The sequence below is a fragment of the Protofrankia sp. CiP3 genome (assembly GCF_917627345.1).
GTDB lineage: Bacteria > Actinomycetota > Actinomycetes > Frankiales > Frankiaceae > Protofrankia.
In genome coordinates this window covers 1-16,049 of record NZ_CAKJTM010000016.1, presented here as the reverse complement: position 1 = coordinate 16,049, position 16,049 = coordinate 1, and the positions used below count along the sequence as shown (strand labels likewise).

The 16,049-nt window shown below is 70.6% G+C and carries 10 protein-coding genes; 7 read left to right on the top strand and 3 right to left on the bottom strand.

Annotated features, from left to right (window positions below; all coding sequences use genetic code 11):
- The coding region (locus tag MJ797_RS08575) for a glycerol-3-phosphate dehydrogenase/oxidase (RefSeq protein WP_239333513.1) at window positions 1-1,522 on the bottom strand (1,522 nt) is incomplete at its 3' end.
- Between the two features lie 119 nt (window positions 1,523-1,641).
- On the opposite strand from MJ797_RS08575, the gene MJ797_RS08570 reads away from it, so the two are divergent.
- A complete protein-coding gene (locus MJ797_RS08570; protein ID WP_239333511.1) occupies window positions 1,642-2,814 on the top strand; it encodes an acyl-CoA dehydrogenase family protein in 1,173 nt (390 codons plus the stop codon).
- A gap of 30 nt (window positions 2,815-2,844) precedes the next feature.
- A complete protein-coding gene (locus MJ797_RS08565) occupies window positions 2,845-3,999 on the top strand; it encodes an acyl-CoA dehydrogenase family protein (RefSeq protein ID WP_239333509.1) in 1,155 nt (384 codons plus the stop codon).
- A 54-nt stretch (window positions 4,000-4,053) separates the two neighbouring features.
- Here MJ797_RS08565 and MJ797_RS08560 read toward each other — a convergent pair whose 3' ends face one another.
- Complete coding sequence (locus MJ797_RS08560) at window positions 4,054-5,628, bottom strand: glycerol-3-phosphate dehydrogenase/oxidase (RefSeq protein WP_239333507.1); 1,575 nt, start codon at window positions 5,626-5,628, stop codon at window positions 4,054-4,056.
- Window positions 5,629-5,737: 109 nt separating this feature from the next.
- Here MJ797_RS08560 and MJ797_RS08555 point away from each other — a divergent pair, with 109 nt between their 5' ends.
- From MJ797_RS08555 to MJ797_RS08540, 4 genes are all read left to right on the top strand, one after another.
- The gene (locus MJ797_RS08555) at window positions 5,738-7,327 is read left to right on the top strand and encodes an FAD-binding oxidoreductase (protein WP_239333505.1); all 1,590 of its coding nucleotides are present in this window, start codon (window positions 5,738-5,740) and stop codon (window positions 7,325-7,327) included.
- Window positions 7,328-7,331: 4 nt separating this feature from the next.
- Window positions 7,332-8,033: an SDR family NAD(P)-dependent oxidoreductase gene (locus MJ797_RS08550; protein ID WP_239333503.1), complete on the top strand. Its 702-nt coding sequence runs from the start codon at window positions 7,332-7,334 to the stop codon at window positions 8,031-8,033.
- Between the two features lie 85 nt (window positions 8,034-8,118).
- Window positions 8,119-9,279 carry a DUF2993 domain-containing protein gene (locus MJ797_RS08545; protein WP_239333501.1) on the top strand — a complete coding sequence of 387 codons (1,161 nt, stop codon included), beginning with the start codon at window positions 8,119-8,121 and terminating at the stop codon, window positions 9,277-9,279.
- A 300-nt stretch (window positions 9,280-9,579) separates the two neighbouring features.
- The gene (locus MJ797_RS08540; protein WP_239333499.1) at window positions 9,580-12,048 is read left to right on the top strand and encodes an ATP-binding cassette domain-containing protein; all 2,469 of its coding nucleotides are present in this window, start codon (window positions 9,580-9,582) and stop codon (window positions 12,046-12,048) included.
- 58 nt (window positions 12,049-12,106) lie between these two features.
- Here MJ797_RS08540 and MJ797_RS08535 read toward each other — a convergent pair whose 3' ends face one another.
- Window positions 12,107-14,164, bottom strand: a complete 2,058-nt coding sequence (locus MJ797_RS08535) for a protein kinase (protein ID WP_239333497.1) — start codon at window positions 14,162-14,164, stop codon at window positions 12,107-12,109.
- Between the two features lie 211 nt (window positions 14,165-14,375).
- On the opposite strand from MJ797_RS08535, the gene MJ797_RS08530 reads away from it, so the two are divergent.
- Window positions 14,376-15,659, top strand: coding sequence for a hypothetical protein (locus MJ797_RS08530; protein WP_239333495.1), 1,284 nt, complete (start codon window positions 14,376-14,378; stop codon window positions 15,657-15,659).
- Window positions 15,660-16,049 lie beyond the last annotated feature (390 nt).

Sequence of the window (16,049 nt, the reverse complement as noted above, 5' to 3'; positions counted from 1 at the left end):
CTTCGGCACCCCGGTCCCAGGCCTCGATCGAAATCCGGGTCCGGCGGGTGAGTATGTCGTCAAGGTGCAGCGCACCTTCGTGGGACGCGGCGTACACGGCCTCCGCCGCGAGGTAGGTGCTGGCCCCGCGCAGCGGCCGTCCGAGGGCGGGGCGTTCCTCGATGAGATCGAGGACCTCCCGCGTGAGACTGCCGTAACGGCCCAGCAGATGCTCGACCCGCGCCACGTGTACCCCGCTGCGGTGGGCGAGGGTCTCCCGGGCGTTCCACAACGCCTGGTAGCCGTCAGCGCCGAGCAGCGGTATCCGGTCGGTGCAGGACAGCGGCACGTACCGGTTCATTCCGGCCAGCGCGGAGTCGACCGCATCACGGGCCATCACTCGGTAGGTCGTGTACTTCCCACCGGCGACCATGGTCAGACCCGGCAGCGGCGAGACGACCGCATGCTCCCGGGACAGCCGTGAGGTGTCCTCGGACTCGCCGGACAGCAGCGGGCGCAGCCCGGCATAGACACCGGTGATGTCCTCGGTGCTCAACGGCGTGCGCAGCACCCGGTTGACATGCGTCAGCACATAGTCGATGTCCGCGCTGCTGGCGGCGGGGTGCGCGAGGTCGAGGTCCCAGTCCGTGTCCGTGGTCCCGATGATCCAGTGGCCGCCCCAGGGGATCACGAACAGCACACTGCGGCGGGTGCGCAGGATCAGCCCGGTGGTCGAATTGATCCGGTCGCGGGGCACCACCAGGTGGACGCCCTTGGAAACCCGGACGGACAGCTGGCCGCGGCCGCCGGCCATGGCCTGGATGTCGTCGGTCCACACTCCCGCCGCGTTGATGGTCTGGCGCGCCCGGACATCGATCTGCCCACCGTTCTCGAGGTCGTCGACACGTACTCCGGTGATCCGTTCACCCTCCCGCAGCAGCCCCGTCACCCGGGCGCTGGTGGCGATCAGGGCGCCGTAGTGGGCGGCGGTGCGGGCGACGAACATGGTGTGCCGCGCGTCGTCGACCTGGGCATCCCAGTACTGGATCGCGCCCACCAGGGAGTCAGGCCGCAGGGATGGCGCGGCGCGCAGCGCGGCCTGCCTGGTCAGGTGGCGGTGGTGCGGTACGTTGCGGCGGCCGCCACTCAGGGTGTCGTAGAGCAGCATCCCACTGCCGACGTAGGCGCGCTCCCACATCCGATGAGTGATCGGGAACATGAAGGAGGCCGGGCGTACGAGGTGCGGGCACAGGGTCGCGAGCAGAAGGGCCCGTTCCCGCAGCGCCTCGGCGACCAGCGCCACATTGCGCTGCTCGAGGTACCGCAGCCCGCCGTGGATGAGCTTGCTGGACCGGCTGGATGTGCCGGCCGCGAGATCCCGCGCCTCGACCAGGGCTACCGACAGCCCGCGGGTGGCCGCGTCGAGCGCCACCCCCGCCCCGGTGACGCCGCCGCCGATGACGACGATGTCGAAGACCTCGGCCTCCATCTGGCGCAGGGCGTCGTTCCTGGTGGTGGGGTTCAGCCGGGCCGGAGCAATCATCGTCTTCCCCGTTTCCGGAGGGTGGCTGCCAGGTAGGGCGCGGACACACGTCACATCGTGCCTGCCGCGAATAAACTCCGCATGCCGCGTTGCGCACACTCCACCGCAGGAGCCGCCTGATGGATCTTACCTTCACGCCCGCGGAGGAGCGCTTCCGCGCGGAACTACGCGCCTGGCTGGCGGACAACATCCCGCCGCGGTGGCGGTCGCGGTCGTTCTGGTCGGCCCTCGGCGCGGCGGAGGCGTTCGAGCTGCGCAGGGACTGGGAACGCCGCAAGTACGACGCGGGGTTCGCCGGGATCTCCTGGCCACGGGAGTACGGCGGCCGTGGCGGGACACCCGGCATGCAGGCGATCTACGACGAGGAGACCCAGCGTGCCGGGGCCCCGCCCACCGTCAACGCCCTCGGTCTGGCCTTTCTCGCGCCCACCGTCATGGCGATCGGCACGGACGAGCAGAAGCGCGACATCATCGGCCCGATGCTGCGCAACGAGGTGATCTGGTGCCAGGGCTTCTCCGAGCCAGGTGCGGGTTCGGACCTCGCCGCGTTGCGCACCACCGGCGTGCTCGACGGCGACGAGTTCGTCGTCAACGGCCAGAAGGTCTGGACGACCAATGCCATGTACGCGGACAGGATGTTCGCGCTGGTCCGCACGGAGCCCGGCGCCCAGCGGCACCGCGGCATCTCGATGCTGCTCATCGACATGCGTTCCGACGGGGTCGACGCCCGGCCGCTGCGCCAGCTCAGCGGCGCGAGTGAGTTCGGCGAGGTGTTCTTCACCGATGTCCGGGTGAAGGTCACCGACTGCCTGGGCGGGGCCGGTGACGGCTGGTCGACGGCGATGCTGCTGTTGTCATTCGAACGCGGCGCCTCCGGCATCGCCCAGTACACCGCCTTCCGCGGCCAGTTCGACGAGATCGTGGCCGCGGCGGCGGCCTTCGGGCGTACCGACGACCCGGTCCTGCGCCAGCGGCTCGCCAGCCGGATCGTCGAGCTCGAGTGTCTGCGCTACCACTCCATGCACATACTGACCCAGATCGAAAAGGGCGCGGAGCTCGGGGCCGAGTCGTCCCTGACCAAACTGCAGTGGTCGCACACGCATCAGGAGCTGTGGGAGACCTTCGACGACCTGCTCGGTCCGGAGGCGACGCTCACCCGGCCGCGGCCCGACGCCGACCTGCGCGGTATGCAGCACGAGGCGATGTGGTCGCGTTCGGTCACGATCTGGGGTGGCTCCTCGCAGGTGCAGCGTAACATCGTCGCCGAGCGGCTCCTCGGGCTGCCCCGATGACCTTTCCGGCCGTCGTCGATAGGACCAGCCATGTACTTCGCACTCACCGACGAGCAGCGTGCTCTGGGTGAAACCGTCCGTGCCTACCTCGCCGACCGGTTCGACCTGACAGCCGTCCGTGCCGTGTTCGAGGACCAGCACGGCGACGGTAACCCCACCGAGCTGTGGAAGGCCATCGGCGCGTATGGCTGGCTCGCTGTCTGCGTCCCCGCGGAGCACGACGGCCTCGGTCTTGGCCTGGTGGATGCCCAGGTGGTTGCCCGCGCGTTCGGTGCGGGAGCCGTACCCGGGCCGTGGCTGCCGACCGTGCTCGCGGGCGAGGCGCTGCGGCTTGCGGGTTCGGACGAGCAGCGGAGGTCCTTGCTGCCCGCTGTCGCCTCGGGCGCGCTCGTGGCCACGGTGGCGCCGCGCGGGCCGGCCGGCCGCTATGATCCCTCGGGCGTACGGGTCACGGCTGACGAGGCGGGCCGGCTGACCGGACCGGCCCTGCCGGTCGAGTACGCCGAGGCCGCGCGGATCATCGTGGTGGCCGCCGTGGAACCGGCTGGCGAGGTCGGGCTGTACCTGGTGGAACCGGAGCTGCCGGGGGTCGTCGTGACCGGGCTGGAAAACTACGACGGCACGGTACGCACGGCTTCGGTGGTTCTCGACGGCGTCCCCGGACAGCGGTTGCCTGGCTCGTCCACGGCCGTCTTTACCGATCTTCTCGACCGGGGCGCGGTGCTCACGGCGGGGGACCTCGTCGGCCTCGCCCGGGAGGCGCTGCGGCGCACGGTCGCCTATGACCGCGACCGGGTGCAGTTCGGCCGGGCGGTCGGATCCTTCCAGGCGCTCAAGCACCATCTCGCCGACCTGCATGTTGCCGTGACCATGTCCGAGCACGCGGTGCTGTACGCGGCACACGCGCTGGACGCCGGGCTTGCGGACCGCCGGCTCGCGGTCGCCGTGGCCAAGAGCAAGGCCTCGGACACCGCCCGGGAGGTGACTGCCGCGATGATCCAATATCACGGCGGGATCGGCTACACCTGGGAGCACGACGCCCACTTCTTCTACAAGCGTGCCAAACGCGAGGTTTACAGCTACGGTGATCCGGTCCAGCACCGGGACCGGATCGCTGCCCTCACCATCGGCCGGGTCCCCTCGACCACCACGGACGGGGTCCCGCCGACGCTGGCCGTGCCCTGATCAGCGCCCTGATCAGCCGAAGGCGGCGTGACGATGTTCGGAGCCCACCGTCCGCTATCGGTCCGGCGCGGCCAGCAGCGCTTGGACGTGGGGGAGCGCGGCGGCGCGGTCGGCTGGCACCAGACCGATGCGGGTGCGCCGGTCGAGCAGGTCACCGGCGTCCAGGGCGCCCTCGTGCCGCAGCGCGAACAGTATCTCCGCGCCGGTGGTGTCCACGCGGTCGCACAGCGGCGCGAGAAGCCGCGGATCACCCCGTGCCTGCGCGACCACGGCGGGTGCCTCGGTGCCGTAGCGGGCGACCAGCCGGCGCGGCGCGGCCACTTCGGCGAGCGTCGACCGTCCGGCCGCGCCCACCAGCGGCAGGTGCTGGGTCCGGCACGGCCCGGGGCGCAGCCCGCGCGCCCGCGCCAGCTCGTCCACGGTGTCGGCGGCCATCCGCCGGTAGGTGGTGAGCTTGCCGCCGACGATGGTCACCACGCCATCGGCCGAGGTGATGACGGCATGGCGACGGGAGATGTCGGCGGTGCGCCCGGCCGCCCCGGCCGCCCCGGCCGGCAGCGGGCGCAGCCCGGCGAAGGTGCCCAGGATGTCAGCCCGGTCAACGGGTACCGCCAGAACGCCGGAGATGACGTCGCGCAGGAACTCGGTCTCGGCCGGGGTTGCGGCCGGGGTGTCGGTCACGGCGTCGACGGGTTCGTCCGTGAGCCCGACGTAGACCCGTCCGCCGGGCTGTGGCAGCGCGAACACGTACCGGTTGTGCTCGTGCGACACCGGCACGGTGATCGCGGTCCGGAGCCCGCCGAAGGCGCTGTCCGCCACGACGAGGTGGCTTCCGCGGCTCGGGCGCACGTGGACGTCGCCGCACAGCTCGCCGGCCCAGACCCCGGTCGCGTTCACCACAGCGCGGGAGCGCACCGTGACCGCCGAGCCGGTGAGCGTGTCGATTGCGGTGGCACCGTCGCCGTCGACGGCGACGGCCCGGCAGCGGGTGATTATCCGCGCGCCGTACCTGGCCGCTGTCCGTGCGATCGCGACGACCAGGCGCGCGTCGTCGACGAGCTGGCCGTCCCAGGACAGCAGCCCGCCGCGCAGGTGGACCGGCCGCAGCGCCGGCACCAGGGCCTGGGTCTCGACCGCGCTCAGCCACCGGGGCCCGGGCAGGACCGAGCGGGGGGTGCCGGCGCCGAGCCGGATCAGGTCGGCGATGTGCAGGCCGGCATCGGCGACGAGGGCGGCGGAGGTGGGGAAGCCGACCGTCAACGGGAGCACCATCGGTAGCGGCCGTACCAGGTGTGGCGCGGTGGTGCGCAGCAGGATGTCACGTTCCCGGGAGCACTGCCGGGCCAGGGCGACATCGCCAGCGGCCAGGTAGCGCACTCCGCCGTGGACGAGTTTGGAGCTCCAGCGGCTGGTGCCGAAGGCCAGGTCGTGGGCTTCCATGAGCGCGACGGACAGCCCTCGGCTCGCGGCGTCCAGCGCCACGCCCGCCCCGGTCACCCCGCCGCCGACGACGAGGACATCGAGGATCGTGCCGCTCGCCAGACAGGCGAGGTCCCGATCACGTTGGCGACGATTGAGCGACCCGGTCGGTTCAGCTGCCTCAACGTGATCAGAGAGCCTGCTGGGCATTTCACGGTCACGCTGTGACCACACCTGTAAAAGTGTATGTCGTGTCACCGCCGACAACGAGTTGTGATGATGATGGAAGGACACAACGGCGGGATGACGGGATGGCGGGATGACCGGGTCTGACGCCGGGACGCTCTGGTGGGGCTGGGGCACCCCGGCGGCGCGCACGCCGCTGCCCGCTGGTGTCCGCTCTCTGCTGGCACAGGTTCTGGGCGTGGACTGCCGCGACACCCCACCGGTGGGCCTCGACGCGGTGCGGCTGCCGGCGGTGAGGCTTGCCGAGGATGCGCGCGCGGCCCTGGCGGGCGTCATCGGCCCGGCCTGGGTGCACGACGACCGGGAGAGCAGGGTCCGGCACTGCCGTGGGCGTTCCACGACCGATCTGCTGCGGCTGCGCGCCGGTGACGCCACCGACGCCCCGGACGCGGTCATCCTGCCCGCATGCCACGACGAGGTGCTCGCCACGCTTGCGGTCTGTGCCCGGTATCGGCTCGCGGTGGTCCCGTTCGGCGGCGGGACATCGGTCGTCGGCGGCTTGGCCGCGGCCTGTGACGGCGTTGCCGGTGTGATCGCGCTTGACACGGCCCGGATGAACCGGCTGGTCGGCGTCGACGCGTGGTCACAACTGGCCACGGCTGATCCCGGTCTGCGCGGTCCGGCCCTCGACGCCGCGCTTGCCACGCACGGTTTCACCCTCGGTCACCTGCCGCAGTCGTGGGAGTACGCGACCGTCGGGGGGTTCGCCGCGACCCGGTCCAGTGGCCAGGCCTCCGCCGGTCACGGCCGGTTCGACAGCATGGTCGTCGGTATCCGGCTCGCGACCCCGGTCGGCACCTGGGAGCTCGGCCGGGCGCCCGCCTCCGCGGCCGGACCCGATCTGCGCGAACTCGTGCTCGGCTCCGAAGGAGCTTTCGGGGTCATCACCCAGGTACGGCTGCGGGTGCGTCCGCTGCCCGAGACGATCCACTACGAGGGCTGGCGCCTGGCGGACTTCACCGGCGCGGCCGCGGTGCTGCGCATCCTGGCGCAGCGGGATCTGCTGCCGACGGTCGCGCGCCTGTCGGACGAGGTGGAGACCGCGGCCGGACTCGGCGGCGCAGGCCCGGCCACCGCCGGCGGCTGCCATCTGATCATCGGGTACGAGGGCCGGGCCGGCTGGGCCGCCGCGCGCCGGGCCGAGGTCGGCGAGCTGCTGCGTACCGCCGGGGCGGCCGCGTTGGGGCACGATGCCGGCGCCGAGTGGCTGCGCGGCCGCTTTCACGGCCCCTACCTGCGTGACGCCCTGCTGGACGCCGGGATGTTCGCCGAGACCCTGGAGACGGCCGGGTTCTGGTCGGCCCTGCCCGGCCTGTACGCCGGGGTGCGGGACGCGATCGCCGCGGCGCTGGCCGCCGAGGATGTGCCCGGGGTGGTCATGTGCCACATCTCGCACGTCTACCCGACCGGCGCGTCGCTGTACTTCACCGTCGTGTGTCCCCAGCTCGACGAACCGGTGGCGCGCTGGGGGAGGGTGAAGGCCGCGGCCACCCGCGCGATCGTCGACGGGGGCGGGACGGTCACCCATCATCACGCCGTCGGCACCGAGCATCAGCCGTGGCTCGCGGCGGAGATCGGTGACATCGGACTGGCGGTACTTCGCTCGGTCAAGGACACTCTCGACCCGGCGGGGATCCTCAACCCCGGAATTCTCCTACCGTAAGCGCATGCGGCAGGAGGAGCGGGCGCTGGTCATCGTCGGGCCGGGGCGGGCGTTCGGCGCCCAGCTCCTGCGCCGGTTCGCCCGGGAGGGGTTCGCGCTCGGCGTGATCGCCCGGTCGGCCGACACCGTCGGGCGGATCGAAGCGGACCTCGCCAGCGACGATGTCGCGGTGCTCGGCGAGGTCGCCGACGTCACCGAACCGGGCGCCGTCACCGCGGCGTTGGGCAAACTCGCGGACGGTCTCGGCGGCCTGACGGCCGTCGTCTACAACGCGAAGCTGAGCATCCGGGGCACCGCGCTGTCCGTGCCGGCGGAAACGGTCAACCAGACGCTGGCGGTCAACGTGACCGGCGCGCTGACTGTTGTGCAGGCCGCCGCGGAGCTGCTCGCCGATCGTCCCTCGGCGTGTGTGCTGCTGACCGCGGCCGGGCCGCGCACCGAACCGGCCGCCGGCCGCCTCGCCCTCGCCATCGGCAAGGCCGGCCTGCTCGCGCTCGGGACATCGCTTGCGCCCGTGCTCCAGGCGCGCGGAATCCGGCTGCGGACCGTGGTGCTGGAGGCCCGGGTCGCGCCCGCTGGCCCGCTCACACCGGAGGCGGTGGCCGACCACTTCTGGAACGTCCACGCGGCCCCGCGCGGATCGGTGTTCCGCCTTGCCCCGCCGAAGGCGCCCGACCGGGCGCCGCAGCTGTTCGGCGACGGCTGACGCCTCGGCCGGCCCAGACCTCGGCTGGTCCTGGCACGCGACCCAGTCCGTGCCAGGACCAGCCGATCGTGCGACGATTCGTCCCGTGACAAGCGGACCTGACGACGGCGTGAACCGGGGCGGCGAAGCAGAGGAGCCCACCCGCCGTCTCCCGCCGGCGGGCGCGGGCGGTGCCACCGGCGGGCATCCCGGACCGCGCCGCGCCAAGGTCGGTCCGAGCGCCCCACCCCCACCGGCGGACTCGTTCCGTCCGTCCGGCCAGCCCCCGCAGGCATGGCCCGGTCCGGCCCAGCCGGTGGACCGGGCCTCTCAGGACACCCGCCGGGCCGGGGCACGACCCGGCGATGCCTACCCGCCCGGCTCCCACCCGGCCGACGCTTACCCGGCCGAGTCCGTCCAGCCGGTCCAGCCGGCCGACGCCGACGATGCCACCGAGTACCCGGCCGAGGCTGATGAGCCGGCACGGCGGCACCCCGTCCCGCCGCCGGTCGAGCCGATCGGCGTGATGGCCTCGCCAGCCGCCCCTCGCCGCCGCCGCCGACGGCGGCGCTGGCCGGTCATCACAGTGATCGTGTTGCTCGCTCTGCTGGTTGTGGCCGACCGGGCGGCGGTGCCGATCGCCGAAAGCCAGATGAAGGTGAAGGCGGAGGCGGCTATCGCCCAAACCAGCAAGGATCCGACCGTCGCGCCACCCAGGGTTACCGATGTCAGTATCGGTGGCATTCCGTTCCTTACCCAGGTCCTGTTCGGCAAGTACGACGACCTGCGGGTGACGGTGACGGGTATCTCCACACCTGGGCCGCGTATCTCGGAGGTGAAAGCCAGGCTCCAGGGGGTTCACGTACCGTTCGGTGACGCGATCCGTGACCAGGTGGGGGAAGTTCCGGTCGACAAGGTGACCGCCGCTGTACAGATCAGTTACAGCGATCTCAACACATATCTGGCCGGCCTGAATTTGTCGATCGGCAAGGTACAGGTGGCGCCCGCCGATGATGGCAAGGTCAAAGTGACCGTGAACGTGTCATTCCTGAGTTCGATCATCGGTCCGCAGACGATCGAAACGGGTTTCACCGTCAAGGACAACAACCTCATCCTGGTTCTGCCTGGAGGGCTGGCGCTACCGGCGATCCCGTTGCCGATCGCCGGGCTGCCGTTCAACCTGCGGATCGAGAGCGCCACAGCCGGCAAGAACGGCATCGCGGTGCTGGCCTCAGCCACTGATGTCGTCCTTCCCGCCGGTTCCTGAACCGATGTTGGTCGAATCGGCGACAGTTCCCGGACCGCCGCACGGGTTATGCGAGATCCTCGATCCGTGCCGGATAGTGTCCGACTGACAGCCGGTCGTCTCCGGACATGCCTGATATGGCCATGACCGACACCGCGCAGTCTGCCCCTCTGCGTCGTGTCCGCGTGATTGGCCCACCCCGGCCTAGATCACGGTCCGTGGGCGGCGCTACGATCCGGACGACCCGCAAGATCGGACGATCCATGTCGAAGTAGTTCGGCGGGGCATCCGGCCTGTGTCCCGTCCTGAAGGGGGAAACACGTGCAGACGACCCTGAGAGTCGTCAGCGGCGCCAACGTGGCCACCGTGCCTGCCGGCCAGCCGTTCGTTGTCGGCCGTGCTCGCACGGCCGACTTCGTCATGCCCGACAGCCGGGTGTCCCGCCGTCATCTGTTAATCGAGCCGGTCGGCGCGGGCTGGGCTGTGCGGGACATCAGTTCGAACGGGACCTGGCTCGACGGCGAGCGTGTGCAGCGCGTGGATGTGAACGGCGAGATCCGGTTCCGGCTCGGCACCCCGACCGGGCCGGAGGTCGTCGTCCGGCCGGAGGCGCCCGCCAGCCGCGAGCCCCTCCCCCGGTTCGATGATCCGCATTTCGAGATGCCGACGATGCTGCGGGAGAGCACCAACTACGAGCCCGGACCGCAGCTGCCGAGGCAGCGCCCGCAGGCTCTGGATGACTCCGGCGCACACGACCTTGAGCGTGAGCACGAACGCCAGACGGCCTACCGGCTGCATCCCGGCACGATGTCCATCGGGCGCTCCCGCGGGAACGACATCGTCGTGGGCGACCTGTTGGCGTCCCGCCGGCACGCGGAGCTGTACGTCGGCCATGGCGGGGACGGCCCCGGCGAGGTGGAGATCGCGGACCTCGACTCCGCCAACGGCACTTTCGTCAACGGCAAGCGCATCGTCCGGGAGAAGCTGCCGCAGGGCGCGGTGATCGCTGTCGGCCACCATGTCTTCCAGCTCGTCGGCGACGAACTCGTCGAGTACATCGACTCCGGGGACGTCAGTTTCGAGGCTGACGGCCTGAACGTGTGGGCCGGCCAGAAGCAGCTCATGCACGACATGACCTTCCGGCTGCCCGGCCGGGCGCTGCTGGCGGTGGTCGGGCCGAGCGGTGCGGGCAAATCCACGCTGCTCAACGCCCTCACCGGGTTCCGCCCGGCGGACAAGGGCACGGTGCGTTACGCCGGCCGGGACATGTACTCCGAGTACGATGAGCTCCGCCGCCGTATCGGGTACGTCCCCCAGGAGGACCTGCTCCACACCACCCTGACGGTGCGGCGGGCGTTGGAGTTCGGCGCTGAGCTGCGCTTCCCGCCGGACACGACCAAGGCCGAACGCGGCGCCCGGGTGGACGAGGTCATCGCGGAACTCGGGCTCACCCAGCACGCCGGCACCCAGGTGGCCAAGCTGTCCGGTGGGCAGCGCAAGCGCACCAGCGTCGCGCTGGAACTGCTCACCAAGCCCACCCTGCTCTACCTGGACGAGCCCACCTCCGGGCTCGACCCGGGCATGGACAAGAACGTCATGGAGTCGCTGCGCAAGCTCGCCGACGATGGGCGGACGGTCGTCGTCGTCACCCACAGTGTGGCCCAGCTGGACCTGTGTGACTACGTTCTGGTGCTCGCCCCCGGCGGGTACGTCGCCTACTTCGGCCCGCCGCGCGACGCCCTGTCCTTCTTCGCGAAGAAGGACTACCCGGATGTCTTCCTGATGCTGGAGGCCACGGCGGGAGCGGAGTCGGCGGCTCGGTTCCGCCAGTCGCGCTACTACGTGCCGGCGTCGGTCACCGCGCCCTCGGCCCGTCCCGCGCCGGAGGAACTGCCGAGCATCCGCCAGCAGTCGGTGTTCTCCCAGCTGATCACCTTAAGCCGGCGGACGCTGGCGGTGGTCGCGTCCGACAGGTCCTACCTGCGGCTCATTGTCGTGTTCCCGTTTCTGCTCGGGCTCATACCGCGTGCCATACCCGGTAGTTTCACCCTCCCCGGGGACGGCTCGCCGAACGCGGACGCCGCCACGATCCTGCTGGTGATGGTGTTGTGCGCCTGCTTCATGGGCATGGCGAACTCGGTCCGGGAGATCGTCAAGGAACGGGCGATCTACCGCCGGGAGCGGGCGATCGGGCTGTCCCGCACCGCCTACATCGGCTCGAAGATCCTTGTCCTGACGTTGATCACTACGTTGCAGGCCATCCCGTTCACCCTGATCGCGCTGGTCGGCCGGGCGCCTGACGAAGGGGTCGCGCTCGGGAACTCCCTCGCCGAGTGCCTGATCGCGGTGATCGTGGTCTCGCTGTCCTCGGCCATGCTGGGGCTCGTCATCTCCGCGCTGGTCGACAACGCGGACAAGACCATGCCGCTGCTCGTGCTTCTTACCATGGCGCAGCTTGTGTTCAGCGGTGGCATCCTGCCGGTTCACGGCAAGCCCGGTCTCGAAGAGGTCAGCGTGATCGCGCCGGCCCGTTGGGGTTTTGCCGGGCTGTCCTCGGTCGGTGACCTCAACCGGATCAGCCTCGCCGGTGTCCTCCGTCCCGATGGCAAATTGATCAACAGCAAGGTGGTCGTCGACCCGTTCTTCGATCACACCTCGTCGGCCTACTTCACCGATATCGGTGCCGGTGTGGGCATCGGCGTGATCTGCGTCATCGTGACCGCTTTCCTGATCCGCCGGATGGACCCGAAGACAGTCAAGAAGCGCAAGCCCGAACAGGCGGCAAGCTGAGCCGCTGGAGGGGCTCCTGTTCCCCCTTGTTCCTTCCCCCGCTGGCAGCCCAGCCGGATCAGCCGGACTGCCAGCGGGGGGTGGCGTCCAGGCCGGTGAACGTGGTCAGTCGTTGTGCGTGGGCGTCGTCGAGGCGGTTCGCGTCCGTCACGTAGATCTCGCGGTTGGTGTCGCCGGGCCGCTGGGCGGTGTAGGTGATCTTTTTGTTGTCGCCGGACGCGAACGACGGATCCTGCTCCTGACCGGGGGCCTCGGTCAGCTGCGTCGGTGTGCCCCCGGCGGCGTCCATGACGTAGATGTCCATCTCGGCGAGGTTCGTCCCGGCGCTGCGGCGGAACGCGATCCTCTTGCCGTCCGGTGACCAGCACGGGTCGGCATCAAGGCCGTTCCTGCCGTCGGTGAGCTGGGTGGGCGTCGCGGCGGGGTTGAACGCGTCGATGCTGAACAGCTTGCCGCCGTTGCTCCCGTTCTCGCTGACGAAGTAGACGATCCGGTTGTCCGCCGGGGACCAGGACGGGTCGGTGGCCCCGGCGGGCACGCCCAGCTGCCGGACGCTCGACCCGTCCATCGCGATGACGTAGAGGCCGGCGGTGCCGTCGTTCGGGCCGATGTCGGCCTTGATGACGATGAACCTCCCGGTGGGATCGACCGATGCCCGAGCGTCCTGCGCGATCTGGATGTCCGCTGCCGGGCCGGAGCCGAAAAGCGAGATCGGGCCGACGCTGCCGTCCGCGGCGATCGCTTTCAGGCTGGGGGAGGAGTCACCCACCGTGTAGAGGACGGTCCTGCGTTTCAGCCCGACGATCACTGGGAGCGTGTCCGGCCGCGCGTCGCGGGTCAGCGGCCGTGGCGGCCCCACCGGGCCGTCCGCGCCAACCTGCAGGCTGTAGATGGCCTTCGTGCCGTTCTGTTCGCTGGAGTAGACCAGTGTGTCGTCGCCGAGCCCGACGGCGGACTTCGGCAGGATGTCGGCCACCTTCACCGGGTTGCCCCCCGGGCCCGAACCACGCGGCGCCAGCGCCAGCACCGCGCCGAGCACGGCCGCCACGGCGACCCCGCTGCCCGCGACCACGAGCGCTGTCCGGCGGCGGGGCCGCGGTAGCACCCGGCCGCCTCGTACGGTGGCCGGCGTGGCCGTGTCGCGGGTGCCCGGGGCGTCGCGGGTGCCCGGGATGTGGTGCGTCGTGGTGCCGCCGAACGTGTTGGCGGGCGCGGGTAACCGCCAGTCGCGCAACACCTGGGTGACCGTTGCCTCGGGGTCGATCTGTGCTGTCGACAGCGGCTCACCGAGCAGGCGCAGCATCAGCTGTTGCGCGGTCGGCCGGGCCGACGGAGCCTTGAGCATCGCGTTCGCGACGATCTCGCGCAGCGGGCTGTCCAGCCCGTCCAGGTTCGGATCCTCGTTCACCGCGCGGAAGAGCAGAGCCTGCGCGCTGCCCTCGCCGAACGGGTAACGGCCGGTTGCCGCAAAGGTGATGAGCCCGCCCCAGGCGAAGATATCCACCGCTGGGGTGACCGGATCGCCCTGAATCTGTTCGGGCGCCATGAAGGCGGGGGTGCCGAGCTGCTGGAGGTCCCCGGTGAGGCTGCTGGCGGAGTCCAGCGCGCGGGCGATCCCGAAGTCGATGACCCGGGGGCCGAAGGGGGAGAGCACCACGTTGGACGGTTTGAGATCTCGGTGCACGATGCCGGCGCTGTGGATCGCGGTCAGCGCCGCGGCAACGCCGACCGCGAGCTGTTCAAGATTTGCCGCCAGCAGTGGGCCGCTTTCGGAGACGAACTTCGCCAGCGTCCGGCCTTCGATGAACTCGGTGACAAGATACGGCTGCTCGGCGTCGGGCGCCGCGTCGAGCACCTCGGCGGTGCACACCCGGGCCACCCGGCGGGCCGTTTCCGCCTCCAGCCGGAAACGCAGCCGGAACTCATCGTCGTCGGCCACGTCGGTACGGATCACCTTGATGGCGACCAGCCGGCCGTTTCCGCTACGCCCGAGGTAGACGGTTCCCATTCCGCCCTGGCCGAGCCTGCCAAGCAGGGTGTAGGAGCCAAGCTGGTCGGGGTCACCCGGACCCAGCGGGAGAGCCTGCGCGTTCACGGCCGCATCCGGCGCTGCCATTGTTGAACCAACCTCCAGACCGCGTGCTACCTGTGACGCCCTGTCAGATCGGCCCGACCAGCCTAAAGGTACTCCCGTGGTCGTCTCGCTGACTCCCGGCTTTTCTGGTTGAGCGGGCATGACATGCTCATCCCGGCTGCGGTGCCGCGGAGAAGCCGAGTTCCACACACGGGAAGGCTGGGGGATGACAGGGGCGCGACGATTGGTTCCGGTGACCGTCTGTGCGTATGCCGCTGTGATCGCCGTGATTCTCGGGGTGCTGGTGGGCTGCGGTGGTTCGGTTCCGCCCAGGGCAGCCGGGGCATCGGTTCTTCCCGGCACGCCGGTCTGGGGATTCGTCCGGTCGGACGAGGCCGCGTCGCCGCTGGGGGTTGCGCGGACGCCCGCGCCCTTCGTCCAGGCTGGCAGCTGGCAGGCGGCCACGGGCGCGACTGGCACGGCTGCCGCCGGCGCGTCGGCGACGGTGGTCCGGCGGGGCACCGGTCGTTACAAAGTGATCTTTCCTGGCATTGGCGTGCCCGGCGGGCATGGTGTCGCGCTGGCATCCGCGGTCGGTGACGAGCCGGTGAGCTGCCACTCCGAAGGGTGGGCGCCGTCGGGTCCCGCCGAGGAGGTGACCCTGGCCTGCCGGTCACCGAACGGGGACTACACCGACTCGCGGTTCACCGCGCTGTTCACGTTCGCACCGGCGTCCTACCGGGCGTCATCGGCCTTTCCTGACCCGTATTTCCGCGGGCAGGCGGTGAGCCCGGCTCCCACCGGGGGGCCCGCTTCGCTGCCACCGCCCTACACCTACTTCCGGGACGACGAGCCGGGCCGAGACGTCACCCGGGTGGGCGACTACTACGACGCCGCCGGTTCGGCCACGCCCTTCGAGATCCACCGGATCGGTGTTGGGCACTACTCGATCGACCTGGTCGGGCCGGCCTACTCCGGCCGGGAGGGAAACAACCTCCAGGTCAATGCGATCGGCTCCACACCGGCCGGTTGCAACCCACTCGGCCGGGACGAGAAGACCGACCGGCAGACCATCTTCGTGGGGTGCGCCATCGGGCAGACCTGGACGGACACGCCGTTCGTGCTCGTCTACACCAACCAGCATGCGCTGATCGGGGCCGACACCGTGCTGTTCGGGCATGCCTTCTCCGGCCAGGAGGCCGAGGACACCGGGAGGATCATCCAGCCGCCCCTGGGCATGACAGTAGACGCGTGGGACAGGTATACCGCCAACAGTGCCGGAAAAGTGAACACCGTCCGTCACATCTCGGCGGGCGCGTACGAGGTGACCTTCCCGGCGGCTGGGCGTGCTCCCGACAATGTCGAGGTCATCCCTTACGGTGAGCCGACCCACCGGTGCGCGATCGGCGGATGGAGTTCACCGCGTGGCAGCGCGGCCGGCGACGTGACGGTCTCCGTCTTCTGCGCGGACCCCGCCGGTGCCCGTTCCGACACCCAGTTCAGCCTCGCGTATCTCAGCGCCGCGCTCCTGGCGTGACCGCTGTCCCGTCGTGACCGTTGCCAGCGGCGACCTGCTCGGCGCTGCGCCGCGGCGCGGACAGTTCCCCCCGTGAGCTGCCCGGCCGACGGACCCGCAGGTCAGACGGACCCGCAGGCCAGATGGAACCAGATGTCGGGCTGTCATACATCGTCTTTTGCTGGGATTGGGGCGCACGCTCGTATGGCTTTCCGGCCGCGCGGTCCGGCCGTGTCCCGCCGGACAGGTGATGGACCGTCGATTTCGCTCCCCCGGGATGCGACGGCCCAGAACCCGGTACTGTGGTGAGGTGCCGGCCGTGACATGGCCCCCGGGCTCACCCCAATGTCGCTGCGAGCGACCACGCGCCGAGAGGCGACCTGCGCGGCCGGCACCCTTCGCCTCGGGCTC